Here is a 15,687-nt window from a genome sequence, read left to right as displayed (position 1 = left end):
CCGCACCGTGCTGATGGTCGACGACGACCCGGATGTACGCACGTCGGTCTCCCGCGGGCTGCGGCATTCCGGGTTCGACGTCAGAGTCGCGGCCAGCGGCAAGGAGGCCCTGCGACTGCTGTCCACCAAGCCGCATGACGCGCTGGTGCTCGACGTCCAGATGCCCGAACTGGACGGTGTGGCCGTCGTGACCGCGCTGCGGGCGCTGGGCAACGACATCCCGATCTGCGTGCTGTCGGCCCGCGACACCGTCAACGACCGCATCGCCGGACTCGAAGCCGGCGCCGACGACTATCTGACCAAGCCGTTCGATCTCGGTGAACTGGTCGCCCGCCTGCACGCGCTGCTGCGCCGCGCCAGCCACAGTCAGGAACATTCCGACGCCATGGTGGTGGGACCGCTCACCATCGACACCGCGCGGCGACTGGTCTTCGTCGCCGGCGAGCGTGCCGACCTGACCAAGCGGGAGTTCGACCTGCTCGCGGTGTTGGCCGAGAACGCCGGGGTGGTGCTGTCCCGCCAGCAGCTGCTGGAACTGGTGTGGGGCTACGACTTCGACGTCGACACCAACGTGGCCGACGTGTTCATCAGCTATCTGCGGCGCAAGCTCGAACGCGACGGTGTGCCGCGGGTGATCCACACCGTCCGCGGGATCGGATACGTGCTTCGGGCCGAGGGCTGATGCGTTCGGGGTTCGCCCGCTGGTGGCCGCGGACGCGGGCGTCGCTGCGGGTGCGGGTCGCCATCGCCGCGGCGATCGCGGCCGGTGTCGTCGTCGCCGCGCTGATGGTGCTGGCCTCGATTGCGTTGGCCGGCAACGACGCCGAGCAGTTGGACCGTCGACTCGACGCGATCGTCGACGCCAGTACCGAGCCCGGCAGCCCGGCGCACGCGGTGCTGTCGACGGGTCGTGCGGTCGGCACCGGCGAGGTGGTCTACCAGCGCGGCCTGCAGCTGCCCAAGCTGCCCGACGGCACCGAGACCGTGAGGGTCAACGGCGTGGACTACCGGGTCCGCACCGTCACCCTGGAAGAGCAGGGCGTGACGATGTCGATCGGCATCCGCGCGGACAGCATCCTGCTCGACCGGGCCCGCCTGCCGCTCTACATCGGCGTCGGCGTGCTGGCGCTGCTCATCGCGCTGGGCCTGGGCTGGTTGCTCGGCGGGGCGGCGACCCGTCCGCTGCGCAAGCTCACCGAGCAGACCCGGCTGCTCGGGCAGGGCGGCGCCGACCGGATCGACCCGGTGCGCGGGGTCAAGGAGGCCGAGGACCTCTCCGAGGCCATGATCGACACGCTGCGGCGGCTGGCCGCGGCGCAGGAGGCCACGACGCGGTCGCTGCAGGCCGCCCAGGATTTCGCCGCCAACGCCGCTCACGAGTTGCGCACCCCGCTGACCGCCATGCGGGCCGACCTGGACACGCTGCGGATCCACGACCTGCCCGCCGAGGAGCGCGCCGAGGTGGTCGCCGACCTGTCCCGCGCGCAGCGCCGCATCGAGGCCACCATCACCGCGCTGGGGCAGCTGGCCTCCGGGCAGCTCGCCCAGGACGAGGACCGCGAGCTGGTCGACCTGGAGGAACTGCTCGACCGGGTGGTCCGCGAGAACGCCCGGCCCGACGGCCCCGAGATCGAGGTGCACTGCGAGTTCGCCACGCCCGCCGAGGGCGTCATCCTGGCCTGGCCGGGCGGCCTGCGGCTGGCGGTGGACAACCTGGTGCGCAATTCGGTGCTGCACGGCCAGGCCTCGCGCATCGTGCTGACCGCACGCCGGGAGGGCAACCGGATGCTGATCATCGTCGACGACAACGGCCGTGGACTGCCCGAGGAGGAGCACGCCACGGTGCTGGGCCGGTTCGTGCGCGGCAGCACCGCGGCCGCCGGCGGGTCCGGGCTGGGGCTGGCGCTGGTGGCGCAGCAGGCGCACCTGCACGGCGGAGGGGTGGAACTGGCCGACGGCCCGCTGGGTGGGTTGCGGGTGATCCTGACGTTGGCTAGCGGGCGTCCGTAGCGCGGCGGCCGGTCGCGGCGCGCCAACCCAACAGCAGCACCGCGGTCACCGCGGAGGTGACCGCGATGAATGGCGCCGCGACGGTGGCAGAGCTGGCCTTGCGCAACAACATTCCGAAGATCACCGTCGACGCCCACACCACCAGGCCGGTGGGGCGCAGGGCGCCGGGCGCGCGCCAGCCGCGGGACAGCAGCCAGCCCACGGCGGTGCCGCTCAGGAACGGCCACGCGGTCTTGCCGACGCCGGCGACGTTCACGCCCTCGTCGTGGCTGCGGCGCCCCAGCGCGCAGAACGCCAGGATGGCGGCGGTGTCGGCGGCCGCCGCGGCGGCCACGGTGCGGGGGTTCACGTTCTCGGTCATTGTGCGCCAGCGTAATTCATGATGTCGAGCACCAGGGGAGCGACCTGTGCTTCGTCACGGACGGCGAAGCCGGGCCGCAGCGGCGCCGGTTGCCCGGTGAACAGCCGCTCCAGACCGGCCACGGATGCAACCTGCTGGTCGAGCCGGAACTCGTCGAAGACGAACGGTAATCCGTTGGCCGCCAACGGGTGCGGGTTGTCCATCACGTGGAAGTGCAGATGCGGTGCATCGGAGTTGCCCGAATTGCCCAGCTCGGCGATCTGCTGCCCGGCGCTCAGCTCGTCACCCACCTGGACGCTGATGCTGCCGGGCTTGAGGTGGGCGTAGAAGGCGTAGTTGCCGTCGCCGAGGTCCTGCACCACGTGGTTGCCGCCGTACTGGTCCAGGGGCAGGCCGACCGGAGTCTTGGACGGCACTTGCTCGGGCAGGTTGTCGACGACGGTGATCACCTTGCCGCCGCCGACCGCGCGGATGGGCGCACCGAAGTAGGCGTAGCTCTCAAGCTTGGTCGGATCCCCGGAGAACAGCCGGAAGTCGTCGGTGAGTTGGACGTAGTCGACGGCGAACCGCTCCGACAGCCACAGCTGCCCGTTGAGCGGATTGACGGCCATCCGGTGCGCGGTCATGTCGCAGCAACTGTTGGCGCTCAACCAGTTCGGGCCCTCAAGCGGCGGCGAGATCGAGATCGGCTTCGCGTCGGACACCGTGACGGGGGCGACCTCCTGGGTGAGCCGCGGCGGCACCACGCCGGGCACCGGTTTGCTGACGGTCAGGTCCACCGAGTGGGTGATCTCGGCGGGGGCCGCGGCGCCGCCGTCGACGACCACGTCGAGCCACACGACGGCGCTCTGACCGGGCCCCAGCACGTTGGTCCCGACGGCGTTGTCGCCGAGCGTGCGGGTCCAGTACTTCAGGTTGTCGCCGGACAGCGTCAGCAGGTTGCGGTCGCCGGCGCGCGCGGTCAGCGAGTTCAGGGTGGCATTGCCCGACAGGGAGTTCGTCAGCAGCAGCTCGTAGACCAAGTGCGTGCGGCCGTCGGTGGCCGGGACCGGGATGGGCGCCGCGACCGCGGATCCCACCAGTGGGGTTGCGACGGCCGGCGGCACCGTGACGGGGGCGGCTTCCGGCTCCGACTCGGTGGGCCCCGACCCACAGGCCGCGACGGTTGCCGCCGCCAGCAACGAGGCGGCGAGCGGGAGCAGACGGGACAGCGCACGGCGTGACATCCGCCGATCCAATCACGGTCGCGGAGTCTGCGGGGCGGGTTGTGCGCGTGCGCCTCGAATGTCCGGACGGGAGATTACGCTGACGCCATGCCGATCCGGTCCGATGCCGCGGACGAGGCCGTCAGCCCGTTGGTGCGCAAGACGGCGGCGTGGGCGTGGCGCCTGTTGGTCATCCTCGCGGCCGGCGTCGCGGTGGTGTGGGTGGTCATGAAGGTCGACCTGATCGTGGTGCCGGTGCTGATCGCCGTCATCCTGACCGCGCTGCTGCTGCCGGCGGTGGACTGGCTGGACAAGCGTGGTTTCCACCGCGGCGGGGCGGTGGCCGCGGTGCTGCTCAGCGGTCTGGCGATCCTGGGCGGGATCATGGCGTTCGTCGTCACCCAGTTCATCGAGGGTCTGCCGGATCTGGTCGAGCAGGTGACGCAGAGCATCGACTCGTTCACCGACTGGCTCATCGAAGGGCCCATCCATGTGAGCCGGGAGCAGATCGACCACGCCGGCGACACGGCCATCGAGGCGCTGCGCAACAATCAGTCCCGCGTGACCAGTGGGGCGTTGTCGACGGCGGCCACGTTGACCGAGATCGTCACCGGGGCACTGCTGGTGATGTTCTCGCTGATCTTCTTTCTGCACGGCGGCCGCAACATCTTCGCGTTCGTCACTAAGGTGTTCCCCACCGAATACCGGGAGCGGGTGCGGGAGGCCGGCCGGGCGGGTTTCAGCTCGCTCATCGGGTATGTGCGCGCGACGTTCCTGGTCGCGCTCGTCGATGCCATCGGGATCGGGACCGGCCTGGCGATCATGGGTGTCCCGCTGGCGCTGCCGTTGGCGTCGCTGGTGTTCCTCGGTGCCTTCGTGCCGCTGATCGGTGCGGTGGTGACCGGCTTTCTGGCGGTCGTGGTGGCGCTGCTGGCCAAGGGCTTCGTGTACGGGTTGATCACGCTCGGGCTGATCCTGGCGGTGCAACAACTGGAATCGCATGTGCTGCAACCCTTGGTGATGGGCCGGGCCGTCTCCATTCACCCGCTGGCCGTGGTGCTCGGCATCGCCGCCGGCGGGGTGCTGGCCGGCATCGTCGGCGCGTTGCTCGCGGTCCCCATCATCGCGTTCCTCAACAGCGCGGTGCGGGTGCTCATGGCCGAGGATGCCGAGGCCGAAACCGAGCGGCAGGCCGCCGCTTTCGAGAATCAACCGGGTCCGGTGATCACAGCCGAACCCGACGAGGTCACGGGCTCAGAGGAGAAGGCCGACGACACGGCGCCCACCGCGGACCCGCGACCGCCCGCCGGGGACTGAGGCGCGGCGGGCCGGTCACTGGGGCCTAGAGTCGGCGGCCCTCGCGGCGTAGCAGGTCTGCGGCGCTGAGCCCGCCACCGCGCCGCGGCGGCTTCTTGTCGTCCTCGCTGGGGGCGTTGAGCTTCTCGGTGGCCGCCTCGGTGTCGCTCTTCGGCGGCTTGTTCACCGGAATGGCCCGGGTGGCCGGTTCGTCGTCGTCGGGACGCTGGACCGGGATCGCGGTGGTCTCTTCCGACGGCGAGGCGCCGCGCCCAGCGGGCGGCATCGCCCGGGTGGGGTCCGACGACGGAGTCGACGGCTGCGGATGTGGTTGCGGCCCAGGGGTTCCCGGCTTACCGCGCAGCTCACCCAGCCAGGACTCGATCTCCCGCTCGGCGGCGGGCGGCCCGGGCGGCGCCTGCCGCTGGGTCGCCGCGGCGCCGGTGTTGATGGCGTTGGTCACCGCGTTGCGCATGGCGTTGCGGGCCGAGCTGAAGCGCGTCGTCGGCGCCTCGCTGTCGGCCTCGGACTGCGGCTGGGCGCTCGGGATCCGGCTGGTGCCGGCACCCGAGGGAGCCTCGGGCAACGCCCGGGTGCGGGCTTCGGAACGTGCCCGGGCGGGCCCGCCCGGCGCCGGGTGGGTGGGATCGTGCGGCGGGCGCCGGTCCGGAGCGGGGGCCCCGGCACCGACGAGGGCGCCGTCGTCCTCGGGACCCGGATCCACCATGTGCTTGCGCTCGTCGGGCAGGTGCAGTTCGCCCATGCCGATCTTGTTCTGCAGGACCTTCATCCAGCGCGGCGCCCACCAGCAGTCGTCGCCGAGCATCTTCATCACCGCGGGGACCAGGAACATCCGAATCACGGTGGCGTCCAACAACAATGCGAACAGCAGGCCGAACGCCAGGTACTTCATCATCACCAGGTCGGAGAACACGAACGCACCCGCCACCACGGCCAGCACCAACGCGGCGGCGGTGATCAACCGGCCCGTGGTCGCGGTACCGATCCGGATCGCCTCGCTGGTCGACATCCCGCGTTCGCGAGCCTCGACCATTCGGGACACCAGGAAGACCTCGTAGTCCGTACACAACCCGTAGACCACGGCGATGATCAGGCCGATCACGGGCGCGGTCAACGGCGTCGGGGTGAAGTTCAGGATGCCCGAGCCGTGCCCGTCGACGAAGATCCAGGTCAGGATGCCCAGCGTCGACCCGAGGGTGAGCGCGCTCATCACCGCGGCCTTGATCGGCAACACCACCGACCCGAACACCAGGAACATCAGCAATGTCGTCGTGGTGAGCAGGATGACGATCATCAGCGGCAGCTTGTCGAACAGCGACGCGATCGAGTCCTGTTCCAGCGCCGGGACACCACCCACCGACAGCGACACCCCTTGGGGCAGCGGGATGGCGCGCAACTCCGCCATCTTCTTGGCGGCGTCGTTGCGGACTTCCAGCCCGTTCTGCAGGACCGTGACGCTCTCGTCGGTCTTGGTCGGGGTGGAGTTCGGCTCGTCGGGGTTCGGGGCGACGGCGCGCTCGGTCCATTCGTCGGCGCTGAAGCCGGGGATCTGGGCGGCCCGTGAGGCGATCTGATCGATCTGCTCGGGTGTCGCATTCTCGATGACCAGCGTCAACTGCTCGGTGCGGAAGCCCGGGAAGGTCCGGTCGAAGTCCTCCTGCGCCATCCGGACGGGGTTGTCCGGCGGCAGGTATTTCTCGCTGATGCCGCCGAGTGCGAGGTTCCCCAGCGGGGTGATCAGCAAGACCATGATGACGATGATCGGCACGGCGAAGACCAGCGGACGCTTCATCACCCGGTTGGCCAGCTTGCCCCAGAAGCCCTTCTCGACTTCCTCGCGGGTCTTGGTCTTCTGCGTCTTCTCGGCGAGCCAGTCGATGATCGCGCGGGAGAAGCCCCAGTTGGCCAGGAACGGAACCCGCAGCAGGGTGCGCACCCCGAACGCGTCGACGTTGGGACCGAGGATCGCCAGCACCGCCGGCAGCACCGTGACGGAAAGGATCGCGGCCAACATGATCGAGGACATGCCGGCGTAGGTGAGCGATTTCAGGAAGCCCTGCGGGAACAGCAGCAGGCCGGCCAGCGACGCGACGATGAGCACCGCGGAGAACACCACCGTGCGGCCGGCGGTCATCATGGTGCGCCGAACCGCGGCCTCGGTCTTATAGCCTTCGGCCAGCTCTTCTCGGAATCGGCTCACCACGAACAGCCCGTAGTCGATCGCGATACCCAGACCGATCAGCGTCACCACCGGCTGGGCGAAGTAGTGCACCGGCCCGAACTGGGCGACGAACATCAGGATGCCCATGGATCCGGCGATGGCCAGGCCACCGACCATCGCGGGCAGGAATGCGGCGATCACGCCGCCGAAGACGAAGAACAGCACCACGGCGACCAGGGGCAGCGCCAGCACCTCGGCGCGTTTCTGGTCCTCGGCGATGGTGCCGGTCAACTCGTTGGCCAGGGGCTGCAGGCCCGCGAGTTTGATGTTGCCGTCGTTGACCTGCTGCAGGTCGCTCTCGATGCGCTTGTAGTTGTTGAGGATCTCGTCGTCGTCGTCGCCCTTGAGCGGCATGATGACGAAGGTCCTGGTGCTGTCCTCGGCGTTGAAGCCGGACGCGTCCGGGTCGGCGGAGGGGTCCTTGAGGTAGCCGGCCCACTGCAGCACCTCGTCCGGGTTGTCCGCCTGGACCTGGTCGAGCTCCTCGGCCATCGTCTTGGCCCAGGCCGGGTCGTTGACCTTCTTGCCCTCGGGCGCATCCAGGATTGCCACGATGTGGCTGAGTCGGTCGCGACCGTAGACCTCGTCGGCCAGCACCGACGCCTTCACCGATTCGCTGCCGTCGTCGTAGAAACCACTCTGGGTGACGTGGTTACCCAGGCTCATGCCAAAGATGCCGCCGCCGATGCACAACGAGACCATGACCGCGATGACGATGAATCGGTACTTGAATACCGTTCGGCCCCACCAGGCGAACACGTGATCTCCTAACGCTGTAGAAAGTCTGGGTGTGCGCTCGGCGCACACTGGCTATGAAAGTGTGTGAAGTTGTCCATCAGCAGGCGCTTTGCGGTCATGCCCGAGACGCAAGCAGCGAGGACAACGGCCTGAACGGCTGCAGCCACGCCCCCTCTTCCGGTAGCGAATCGAGGCCGATTCGCGGGAGCGGCTCCCGGAAGACACCAGGAATGTCTTCCAGGTCGACGAACTCCAAGGTATCCGACGCTAGCGCCCAGCTGGCATGTTCACGAAATCCGAGGACAGCCACGTCGGTGCCGTCATCCCTGGCAATCTGTTCCAGCGGCTGCCGAAACGCCTGACCATCGGCCGAGGCGACCAACAGCGCCCCCAGACCTTCGGAACGCCGCAGCGCGATGTGCTCGAGCATGTCGCTGTCGACGTCGCTGTCGTCGTCGATCTTGGGTTTGGCGAAGACGGCGAAGCCGACGTTCCGCAGCGCCTCCACCCACGGCCGCACCACGTCGGCGCTGCCAGGGGCGATGTTGGTGAAGACGGTGGCCTCGGGCTCGACGGTCCGGTCGGGGAAATCCGCGGAGATCTCCGCGGTGCGGCCCAGCAGCCAGCGTCCCAGCGCGTCGAACCGGGGCCGGTAGGCGGCGGTCGGACGGCCGCCCAGGATGGCGCCGAGTCCCATGTCCAGATTGGGGGCGTCCCAGACCAGCAGCACCCGCAGCACCGACGGCGCCTCACCGAGATTCAGCGAATCGTCATCGACGGATGCGGTGACGCCGGTCTCGTCGGCGTCCTCGCTGTCGACTTCCGCCGCGCTCATCTCCGTGTCGGTCATGGTCACAGCCGCTCCCAGATCAACTCGTTGATCGGGCTGCCGACGGTGTGGGCCTTGGACTCGTACTTGGTGGTGGGCCGCTGCACGGAGATGGGGAGCTGTGCCGTCGCCGCGACGCGCCGCAGCCGCGGCTCGGCGTCGCCGACCTCCGCGATCTGTTCGGCGTAGTCGGCATGGTCGGTGGCGGCGTGCAGGATCCCGCCCGGCCGCAGGCCGTCGGCGATCAGCGCGACGGTGGCGGGCTGCAGCAGCCGCCGCTTGTGGTGGCGGGCCTTCGGCCATGGGTCCGGGAAGAAGACCCGGACCCCGGTCAGGGATCCGGGGGTGATGAGGTGCTCCAGCACGTCGACACCGTCCCCGCGGACCAGCCGGATGTTGGTGACCCCCTCGCGGTCGATGGCGCTGAGCAGCTGCGCCAGACCGCGCTTGTAGACCTCGACGGCGATCACGTCGACGTCGGGCTCGGCCTGGGCCATCGCCAGCGTCGAGGTGCCGGTTCCGCAGCCGATCTCGAGCACCAGCGGCGCGGTGCGGCCGAACCAGGCCGCGGTGTCCAGTCGTTCCGGCTGGTCCGGGCCCGAACGGGCGACGATGCCCAGCTCCGGCCACCGGCGGTCCCAGGTGGCGTGCTGGTTGTCGCTCAGGGCCGAACGTCGAGTCCGAAAGCTGGTCACCCGACGGTGCCGAGGTGCCGCCGACCGGTCGTCCGCCTCGGCGGGACGGCCCGCCGGTTCGGTTCCAGGTTGCGCACGCATCCCTATATCGTCTCCCATGCGCGCATCAGGGCCCGCATCGCGGGACGGATTGATACCCAACAGTTGCCTTGCGACCTGTGCACAATCCGTCGGGAGCTGGCTCGCGCCGGCACACCTGCAAGTGCCAACATGGCACCACAGATGAGCGGACAGGGGCTACAGATATTCACCGAGGCGCTGAGGCGGTGCGCGGCGCGGACGGCCGATCCTGAGCTGCCGGCGCTCGCCGATGCGGTGGCCGCACCGCTGCGCATCGACGTGCGGGGCCGCCGTGGAGTCGGGGGCAGGCGCGTGGTGGCGGCGCTGCGCGCCGACGGTCACCTGATCGGGCCTGCCGGCGCGTCCGGGACATCCGGGGCCGACGTCCGGCTCTACGTGCTGGCCGAGGTGTGCAAACCCGAGGACCGCCGGGCGCTCGCCGACGGCGCCGACCTGATCGTGCTCAACAAGTCGGATCTGGCCGGGCTGGCGGACGGCGGGCCGATGCGGCGGGCGCGTCGACACGCCGCAGGGTTGAGCGCCGCCGTCGGCATCCCCGTCGTGCCCTTCGTGGCACCGGCGGCGCTCGCCGCGGCCGACCCGGCGGTACTCGACGACGACCTGCTCGCCGCGCTGCGCACGCTGGTCACCGCCCCGGCGCAGTGGACCTCGGCCGACGACTTCGTGACCGCGCCGCACCCGGTACCGGCCGCGGAACGCCGGCGGCTGCTGGCGGCGCTCGAACTGTTCGGCGTCGCCCATGCGGTCGTGGCGCTGCGGGAGGCTCCCGAGGCCACGCCCGCAGACCTGCGCGCGCTGCTGGCCGCGGCGAGCGGCCTGACGGAACTCCGGGCGGCGATCATGGCCGCCGGCGCCGAGGCCCGCTACCGCCGGGTGGTCGCCGCCTGCGACACGCTGACGGTGCGGGCCACCACCGACCCGGCGATCGCGGAGTTGCTCGCCGGCGACGACGTCGCGCTCGCGCGCATGGGTGCCGCCCGGGAGGTCGTGGCCGCCGCCGGAGCGGACGCGCCCCACGGCACGGGGCTGCGCACGGCGTTGCACTGGCGCCGCTACGCCGCCGGACCGGTCTCGCCGCTGCACCGCGACTGCGGTCTGGACATCGCGCGCGGGACGCTGCGACGGCTCGCCGGTGCGCGGCCATGACCGACCGCGATGGGGCCGAGACAGATCCGGTGGTCGCGGTCGACGCGTTCGTCGGCGCCCTGGTGCCCGACGTGCGGCCGCCCGCGGTGCGGCGCCGTGACGTCGTGTTGGTGACGGGCCCGTGGTTGGCCGGGTCGACCAGCGTGGCGCGGCTGCTGGCCGACCGCCGCCCCGACGTGGAGTTCGTCGAGGCCGACGACCTGCGCCCGGGCGAGGTTCCGGTGGCGGTGGTGTTCGTGGCCTCGGCGGCGGCACCGCTGACGCCCTCGGACTGCGCCGTGCTGGACATGGCCGCCGCGCACACCGACGTGGTGATCTGCGCGCTGGCCAAGATCGACGCCCACCGCAACTTCCGCGACGTACTCGAGGCCGACCGCGAGGCGTTGGCCGCGCACGCACCGCGGTACACGCGGGTGCCGTGGGTCGCGGTGGCCGCCGCGCCGGAGCTGGGAGAGCCGCGCTGCGAGGACCTGCTGACGGGGCTGGACACCGCCCTGGCCGACGACACGGTGTCTCGTCGAAACCGGTTGCGGGCGTGGGAATTCCGGCTGACATCCACTGTCGATCAGTACGACATCGCCGCGGACGGGGCCGGTCGCGAAGCCCGCATGGAGGCGCTGCGCGCCGAGCGTGACGACGCGTTGCGCAGCGTTCGTGTGGGTCGTTCCGAGCGTGCGGTCGCCCTGCGCAGCCAGATCCAGCAGGCGCGGGTGCAGCTGTCCTACTTCGCCCGAAACCGCTGCACTTCGGTGCGTACCGAGTTGCAGGAGGACGCCGCCGCGGTCAGCCGGCGCGGACTGCCCGAGTTCCTCGCCTACGTCGAACGGCGCATCGGCACCGTCGTCGGCGAGGTGGACGCCGGCATCACCGAGCATCTCTCCGACGTCGCCGCCGAACTGGGACTGCCCGCGGATCCCACGGCCACTCCGATGGCGCGCCAGGCCGGCGTGGGCCCGCCGCCGCTGAAGTCGCGGCGCCTCGAGACGCGGCTGACGGCGTTGGTGGGCGCCGGACTCGGGTTGGGCATCGCCCTGACGCTGAGCCGACTGTTCGCGGATCTGGCGCCGGGCCTGACCGCGGTGGGCGCGGTGGTCTGCCTGTTGCTCGGCGTGGCGGTGACGGTGTGGGTGGTCAACACCCGGTCGTTGCTGCACGACCGGGCGGTGCTGGATCGCTGGCTCGCCGAACGGACCGCGGGGCTGCGTTCGGCGTTGGATCAAACCGTCGCGACCCGGGTGTTGGCGGCGGAGATGGCGCTGACGTCGGCGCTGTCACAGCAGGCGGAGGCCGATGCGGCCCGGGTGGCCGAACGGGTCCGCGTCATCGATGCGGAATTGCGCGCGCACGAGGCCGCCCGCCTCCAGGCCCGGGCCGCGCGGGAGGCGGCGGGGCCGGCGCTGCGCGCCGCGTTGTCGGCGGTGCACCGGGAGCTGGGTACCCCGGAGTCCGACCGCAACGGGCACGCGGTGGGCGATTCGGTAGCTGAGGACGCCGAGCAGGAGTCCGACGCGGTTGCCGGCCCCGGTCCCGGGCGGGACTGACCCCCGCGTCGGCGGGCCGTCCGCTCGCCTCGGCATCCCACCCGTGAGCAGGTCACGGAGGCGTCGCGAGGGGTCTCCGGGCGGGGCAGCTCCCGGGGTGTCGCCGGGGCCGCTGCGACGGGTCGGTGCCGCCGAACTCGGCGGTGGCGCGCGCACTCCGGGCCGCTGTTGGGGGCTGGGTCACACTTGACGCGGTTGAACCGGGCAGGTAACGGAGTCTGAATCGTTCCTGTGAGTCATCGGACATGGCCTCGATGGTCCGCGGCTTGCTCACCCGCGTTAACCTCGTATCAGGGATGACTGTCGAGACGAGTCGTCTGTCAGGAGGGGGCCAGGGCCCTCGTGGGTGCTACGCGAACAAACTTGAGCAGGAGATTTTCATGACTTCAGCGACTATTCCGGGTCTGGACACCGCGCCGACCAAACATCAGGGCCTTCTCGCCTGGGTTACGGAAGTTGCCGAACTCACGCAGCCTGACCGGGTGGTGTTTGCTGACGGATCCGAGGAAGAATACAACCGGCTGTGCGATCAGCTCGTCGAGGCGGGCACCTTCCAGCGGCTCAACCCGGACAAGCAGCCCAATTCCTTCCTCGCGCTGTCCGACCCCTCCGACGTGGCTCGCGTCGAATCCCGCACCTTCATCTGCTCCGAGCGGGAGATCGACGCCGGACCCACCAACAACTGGATGGACCCGGCCGAGATGCGGCCGCTGATGACCGATCTGTACCGCGGCTGCATGCGCGGCCGCACCATGTACGTCGTCCCGTTCTGCATGGGCCCGCTGGATGCCGAGGACCCCAAGCTGGGCGTCGAGCTCACCGACTCCGAATACGTCGTCGTCTCGATGCGCACCATGACCCGGATGGGGCAGGCCGCCCTGGACAAGATGGGCGAGGACGGGTTCTTCGTCAAGGCGCTGCACTCGATCGGTGCGCCGCTGGAGCCCGGCCAGAAGGACGTGCCCTGGCCCTGCAACGACACCAAGTACATCACCCACTTCCCGGAAACCCGCGAAATCTGGAGCTACGGTTCGGGTTACGGCGGCAACGCGCTGCTCGGCAAGAAGTGCTACTCGCTGCGGATCGCCTCGGCGATGGCCCACGACGAGGGCTGGTTGGCCGAGCACATGCTGATCCTCAAGCTGATCTCGCCGGAGGACAAGGCCTATTACATTGCCGCCGCCTTCCCGTCGGCCTGCGGTAAGACCAACCTCGCGATGCTGCAGCCGACCATCCCCGGCTGGCGCGCCGAGACCGTCGGTGACGACATCGCCTGGATGCGGTTCGGCAAGGACGGCCGGCTCTACGCGGTCAACCCGGAATTCGGCTTTTTCGGCGTGGCGCCGGGCACCAACTGGGATTCCAACCCCAACGCCATGAAGACCATCGCGGGCGGCAACACCGTGTTCACCAACGTCGCCAAGACCGACGACGGCGATGTGTGGTGGGAGGGCCTCGAGGGCGATCCGCAGCACCTGATCGACTGGAAGGGTCGCGACTGGACGCCGGATTCCGGCGAGAAGGCCGCGCACCCCAACTCGCGCTACTGCACCCCGATTTCGCAGTGCCCCACGCTGGCCCCGGAGTGGGACGACCCGCAGGGCGTGCCGATCTCGGCCATCCTGTTCGGTGGCCGCCGCAAGACCACGGTGCCGTTGATCACCCAGGCCCGCGACTGGCAGCACGGCGTATTCATCGGCGCCACACTGGGTTCCGAGCAGACCGCCGCCGCCGAGGGCAAGGTCGGCACCGTCCGCCGCGACCCGATGGCCATGTTGCCGTTCCTCGGCTACAACGTCGGCGACTACTTCCAGCACTGGATCAACATCGGCAAGAACGCCGACGAGTCCAAGATGCCGGCCGTGTTCTTCGTCAACTGGTTCCGCCGCGGCGACGACGGCCGGTTCCTGTGGCCCGGCTTCGGTGAGAACAGCCGGGTGCTCAAGTGGGCGATCGAGCGCATCGAGAACAAGGCCGACGGCCGCAGCACCCCGATCGGCATCGTGCCCTCCGCCGAGGATCTGGACCTCAGCAACCTGGACGTGGACCCCGCCGACGTCGACGAGGCGTTGAAGGTCAGCCCCGAGGAGTGGCGCGCCGAGCTGCCGCAGATCGAGGAGTGGTTCGAGTTCGTCGGCGAGAAGCTGCCGACCGGCATCAAGGACGAGTTCGAGGCCCTCAAGGAACGCCTGGCCTGAGTTTTCAGACCGAACAGAATCGCCCAATCCCTTTGGGGTTGGGCGATTCTGCGTTTTCGAGATGGGTCAGGCCTTCGTCGGGTCGGGCACGCGGTCGTCGTCGGCGCCTTCGAAGGCGCGGGCGCGTTCCTCGGCCTCCTCGCTACCCGTGAACACGCCCTCGCCGGCCACCCGGGAGTGGGGGAGGCGGGGCCGCTCGTCGGAGTCGGGGGTGGAGGCCGGTTCGAACCGCCAGCGTGGCAGGGCCGACTCGCGGCGCTGCAGCCAATTGATCATGCCTTCGCGCACCGCGCACCGCAGACCCCACAGGGCGCTGGAGTTGGGTGCGCTGACGGTGATCCACACCCGGACGTAGCCGTTGATGGCGCTGGTGACCTCGAGGACGCCGAGGCGCTCATCCCAGAGGTGTTCGTTGGCGGCCAGGATCCGCTTGAGCTCGGCGCGCATGTCGTCGAGGGGGACCGTGAAGTCCACGTCGAGTTCCACGATGCCCATCACCTCGGTGGCGTTGCGGGTCCAATTCTCGAACGGGGTGGTGGTGAAGTACGTGCACGGCAGGATGAGGCGGCGCTCGTCCCAGATGGTGACCACCACGTAGGTCAGGGTGATCTCCTCGATGCGGCCCCACTCCTTCTCGATGACCACGACGTCGCCCACCTTGATCGCGTCGGTGAAGGCGATCTGCAGGCCCGCGAAGACCGCACCCAGCGAGGTCTGGGCGGCCAGACCGGCGACCACCGACAACACGCCGGCGGAGGCGAACAGCGTGGTACCGATGTCGGCGAAGGACGGGAACGTCATCAGCGCGGCGGCGATCCCGAGCAGAACCACGATGGCCACCGCCAGTCGGCGCAGCACCGTCAGCTGGGTCTGTACCTTTCGGCGGTGCAGGTCCGCGTCGGTCAGGCCGGTGGCGCCCCCGGCGAACCGGGCGATCATCCGGCGCTCCGCCAGCCGCACCAGGTTGGCGAGCAACCAGGTGACCGCGGTGATCATCAGGATCTGCAAGGTGTGGTCCACCCAGCCGCGCCACGGTGCGTCGGCATCGGAGGTCCGACCCAGCGCGATGGTCGCCGCGATCAGCATCAACAGGGCGCGGACCGGCCGCCGGGTCAGCACCTCGACGGCGTGGACCACCACGCTGCGCCGCGCGACGCGCTGGACCACCCACGACATGGCGACGCCGAAGAAGTAGGTGCCGACGACGGCGCCGGCGACCCAGCTGAGGGTGACGGCGAGGTTGGTGGCTGACTCGAGTTCGAACTCCTCAGGCATGACTGCTTTCAGATCGGCTTCACGGGTGCATGCGATACGTAGCCTGTCGCCTACCCGAGTTGTGCCGGGG

Annotated in this window: 12 protein-coding genes; 6 read left to right on the top strand and 6 right to left on the bottom strand. The window is 69.9% G+C overall.

The features are described from left to right. Nucleotides 1-13: 13 nt before the first annotated feature. The gene (locus tag R2K23_RS21320) at nucleotides 14-682 is read left to right on the top strand and encodes a response regulator transcription factor (RefSeq protein WP_316517463.1); all 669 of its coding nucleotides are present in this window, start codon (nucleotides 14-16) and stop codon (nucleotides 680-682) included. Further along, nucleotides 682-2,010, top strand: a complete 1,329-nt coding sequence (locus R2K23_RS21315; protein WP_316512413.1) for a sensor histidine kinase — start codon at nucleotides 682-684, stop codon at nucleotides 2,008-2,010. The genes R2K23_RS21320 and R2K23_RS21315 overlap by 1 nt, the downstream gene beginning before the upstream one ends. Here the strand turns inward: R2K23_RS21315 and R2K23_RS21310 are convergent. Both R2K23_RS21310 and R2K23_RS21305 read right to left on the bottom strand, forming a co-directional pair. Beyond that, complete coding sequence (locus R2K23_RS21310; RefSeq protein ID WP_316512411.1) at nucleotides 1,994-2,371, bottom strand: DUF3054 domain-containing protein; 378 nt, start codon at nucleotides 2,369-2,371, stop codon at nucleotides 1,994-1,996. The two genes, R2K23_RS21315 and R2K23_RS21310, sit on opposite strands and share 17 nt — an antisense overlap. Further along, on the bottom strand, nucleotides 2,368-3,597 hold the full coding sequence (locus tag R2K23_RS21305; protein WP_316512410.1) for a M23 family metallopeptidase: 1,230 nt from the start codon (nucleotides 3,595-3,597) through the stop codon (nucleotides 2,368-2,370). The genes R2K23_RS21310 and R2K23_RS21305 overlap by 4 nt, the downstream gene beginning before the upstream one ends. Nucleotides 3,598-3,684: 87 nt before the next feature. Here R2K23_RS21305 and R2K23_RS21300 point away from each other — a divergent pair, with 87 nt between their 5' ends. Continuing rightward, complete coding sequence (locus R2K23_RS21300) at nucleotides 3,685-4,893, top strand: AI-2E family transporter (RefSeq protein ID WP_316512409.1); 1,209 nt, start codon at nucleotides 3,685-3,687, stop codon at nucleotides 4,891-4,893. A 25-nt stretch (nucleotides 4,894-4,918) separates the two neighbouring features. Here R2K23_RS21300 and mmpL3 read toward each other — a convergent pair whose 3' ends face one another. The 3 genes from mmpL3 to trmB form a co-directional block, all read right to left on the bottom strand. Beyond that, nucleotides 4,919-7,873: a trehalose monomycolate exporter MmpL3 gene (gene mmpL3, locus R2K23_RS21295; protein WP_316512407.1), complete on the bottom strand. Its 2,955-nt coding sequence runs from the start codon at nucleotides 7,871-7,873 to the stop codon at nucleotides 4,919-4,921. Nucleotides 7,874-7,967: 94 nt separating this feature from the next. Continuing rightward, the gene (locus tag R2K23_RS21290) at nucleotides 7,968-8,702 is read right to left on the bottom strand and encodes an NYN domain-containing protein (protein WP_316512405.1); all 735 of its coding nucleotides are present in this window, start codon (nucleotides 8,700-8,702) and stop codon (nucleotides 7,968-7,970) included. Between the two features lie 2 nt (nucleotides 8,703-8,704). Next, nucleotides 8,705-9,475 (bottom strand): tRNA (guanosine(46)-N7)-methyltransferase TrmB, encoded by a 771-nt coding sequence (gene trmB, locus R2K23_RS21285; RefSeq protein WP_396892515.1) that lies wholly within the window; start codon nucleotides 9,473-9,475, stop codon nucleotides 8,705-8,707. 111 nt (nucleotides 9,476-9,586) lie between these two features. Between trmB and R2K23_RS21280 the strand changes: the two genes are divergently transcribed. From R2K23_RS21280 to R2K23_RS21270, 3 genes are all read left to right on the top strand, one after another. Then, on the top strand, nucleotides 9,587-10,603 hold the full coding sequence (locus R2K23_RS21280) for a hypothetical protein (RefSeq protein ID WP_316512402.1): 1,017 nt from the start codon (nucleotides 9,587-9,589) through the stop codon (nucleotides 10,601-10,603). Beyond that, a complete protein-coding gene (locus R2K23_RS21275; protein WP_316512400.1) occupies nucleotides 10,600-12,144 on the top strand; it encodes a hypothetical protein in 1,545 nt (514 codons plus the stop codon). The genes R2K23_RS21280 and R2K23_RS21275 overlap by 4 nt, the downstream gene beginning before the upstream one ends. A 380-nt stretch (nucleotides 12,145-12,524) precedes the next feature. Continuing rightward, nucleotides 12,525-14,342: a phosphoenolpyruvate carboxykinase (GTP) gene (locus R2K23_RS21270; RefSeq protein ID WP_316512398.1), complete on the top strand. Its 1,818-nt coding sequence runs from the start codon at nucleotides 12,525-12,527 to the stop codon at nucleotides 14,340-14,342. 66 nt (nucleotides 14,343-14,408) lie between these two features. On the opposite strand, the gene R2K23_RS21265 is transcribed toward R2K23_RS21270, so the two are convergent. Continuing rightward, nucleotides 14,409-15,617: a mechanosensitive ion channel family protein gene (locus tag R2K23_RS21265; protein ID WP_316512397.1), complete on the bottom strand. Its 1,209-nt coding sequence runs from the start codon at nucleotides 15,615-15,617 to the stop codon at nucleotides 14,409-14,411. Nucleotides 15,618-15,687 lie beyond the last annotated feature (70 nt).

Source organism: Mycolicibacterium sp. MU0050 (genome assembly GCF_963378085.1).
Lineage (GTDB): Bacteria > Actinomycetota > Actinomycetes > Mycobacteriales > Mycobacteriaceae > Mycobacterium > Mycobacterium wendilense.
The sequence above is the reverse complement of the archived record's forward strand: the minus strand, read 5'-3'. Positions and strand labels throughout refer to the sequence as shown.

Excerpts from the sequence above, each read along its gene's own strand:
- R2K23_RS21320 (WP_316517463.1), top strand. The coding sequence starts at position 14 with ATGGTCGACGACGACCCGGATGTACGCACGTCGGTCTCCCGCGGGCTG.
- R2K23_RS21315 (WP_316512413.1), top strand. The coding sequence starts at position 682 with ATGCGTTCGGGGTTCGCCCGCTGGTGGCCGCGGACGCGGGCGTCGCTG.
- R2K23_RS21310 (WP_316512411.1), bottom strand. The coding sequence starts at position 2,371 with ATGACCGAGAACGTGAACCCCCGCACCGTGGCCGCCGCGGCGGCCGCC.
- R2K23_RS21305 (WP_316512410.1), bottom strand. The coding sequence starts at position 3,597 with ATGTCACGCCGTGCGCTGTCCCGTCTGCTCCCGCTCGCCGCCTCGTTG.
- R2K23_RS21300 (WP_316512409.1), top strand. The coding sequence starts at position 3,685 with ATGCCGATCCGGTCCGATGCCGCGGACGAGGCCGTCAGCCCGTTGGTG.
- R2K23_RS21290 (WP_316512405.1), bottom strand. The coding sequence starts at position 8,702 with ATGACCGACACGGAGATGAGCGCGGCGGAAGTCGACAGCGAGGACGCC.
- trmB (WP_396892515.1), bottom strand. The coding sequence starts at position 9,475 with ATGGGAGACGATATAGGGATGCGTGCGCAACCTGGAACCGAACCGGCG.
- R2K23_RS21280 (WP_316512402.1), top strand. The coding sequence starts at position 9,587 with ATGGCACCACAGATGAGCGGACAGGGGCTACAGATATTCACCGAGGCG.
- R2K23_RS21275 (WP_316512400.1), top strand. The coding sequence starts at position 10,600 with ATGACCGACCGCGATGGGGCCGAGACAGATCCGGTGGTCGCGGTCGAC.
- R2K23_RS21270 (WP_316512398.1), top strand. The coding sequence starts at position 12,525 with ATGACTTCAGCGACTATTCCGGGTCTGGACACCGCGCCGACCAAACAT.
- R2K23_RS21265 (WP_316512397.1), bottom strand. The coding sequence starts at position 15,617 with ATGCCTGAGGAGTTCGAACTCGAGTCAGCCACCAACCTCGCCGTCACC.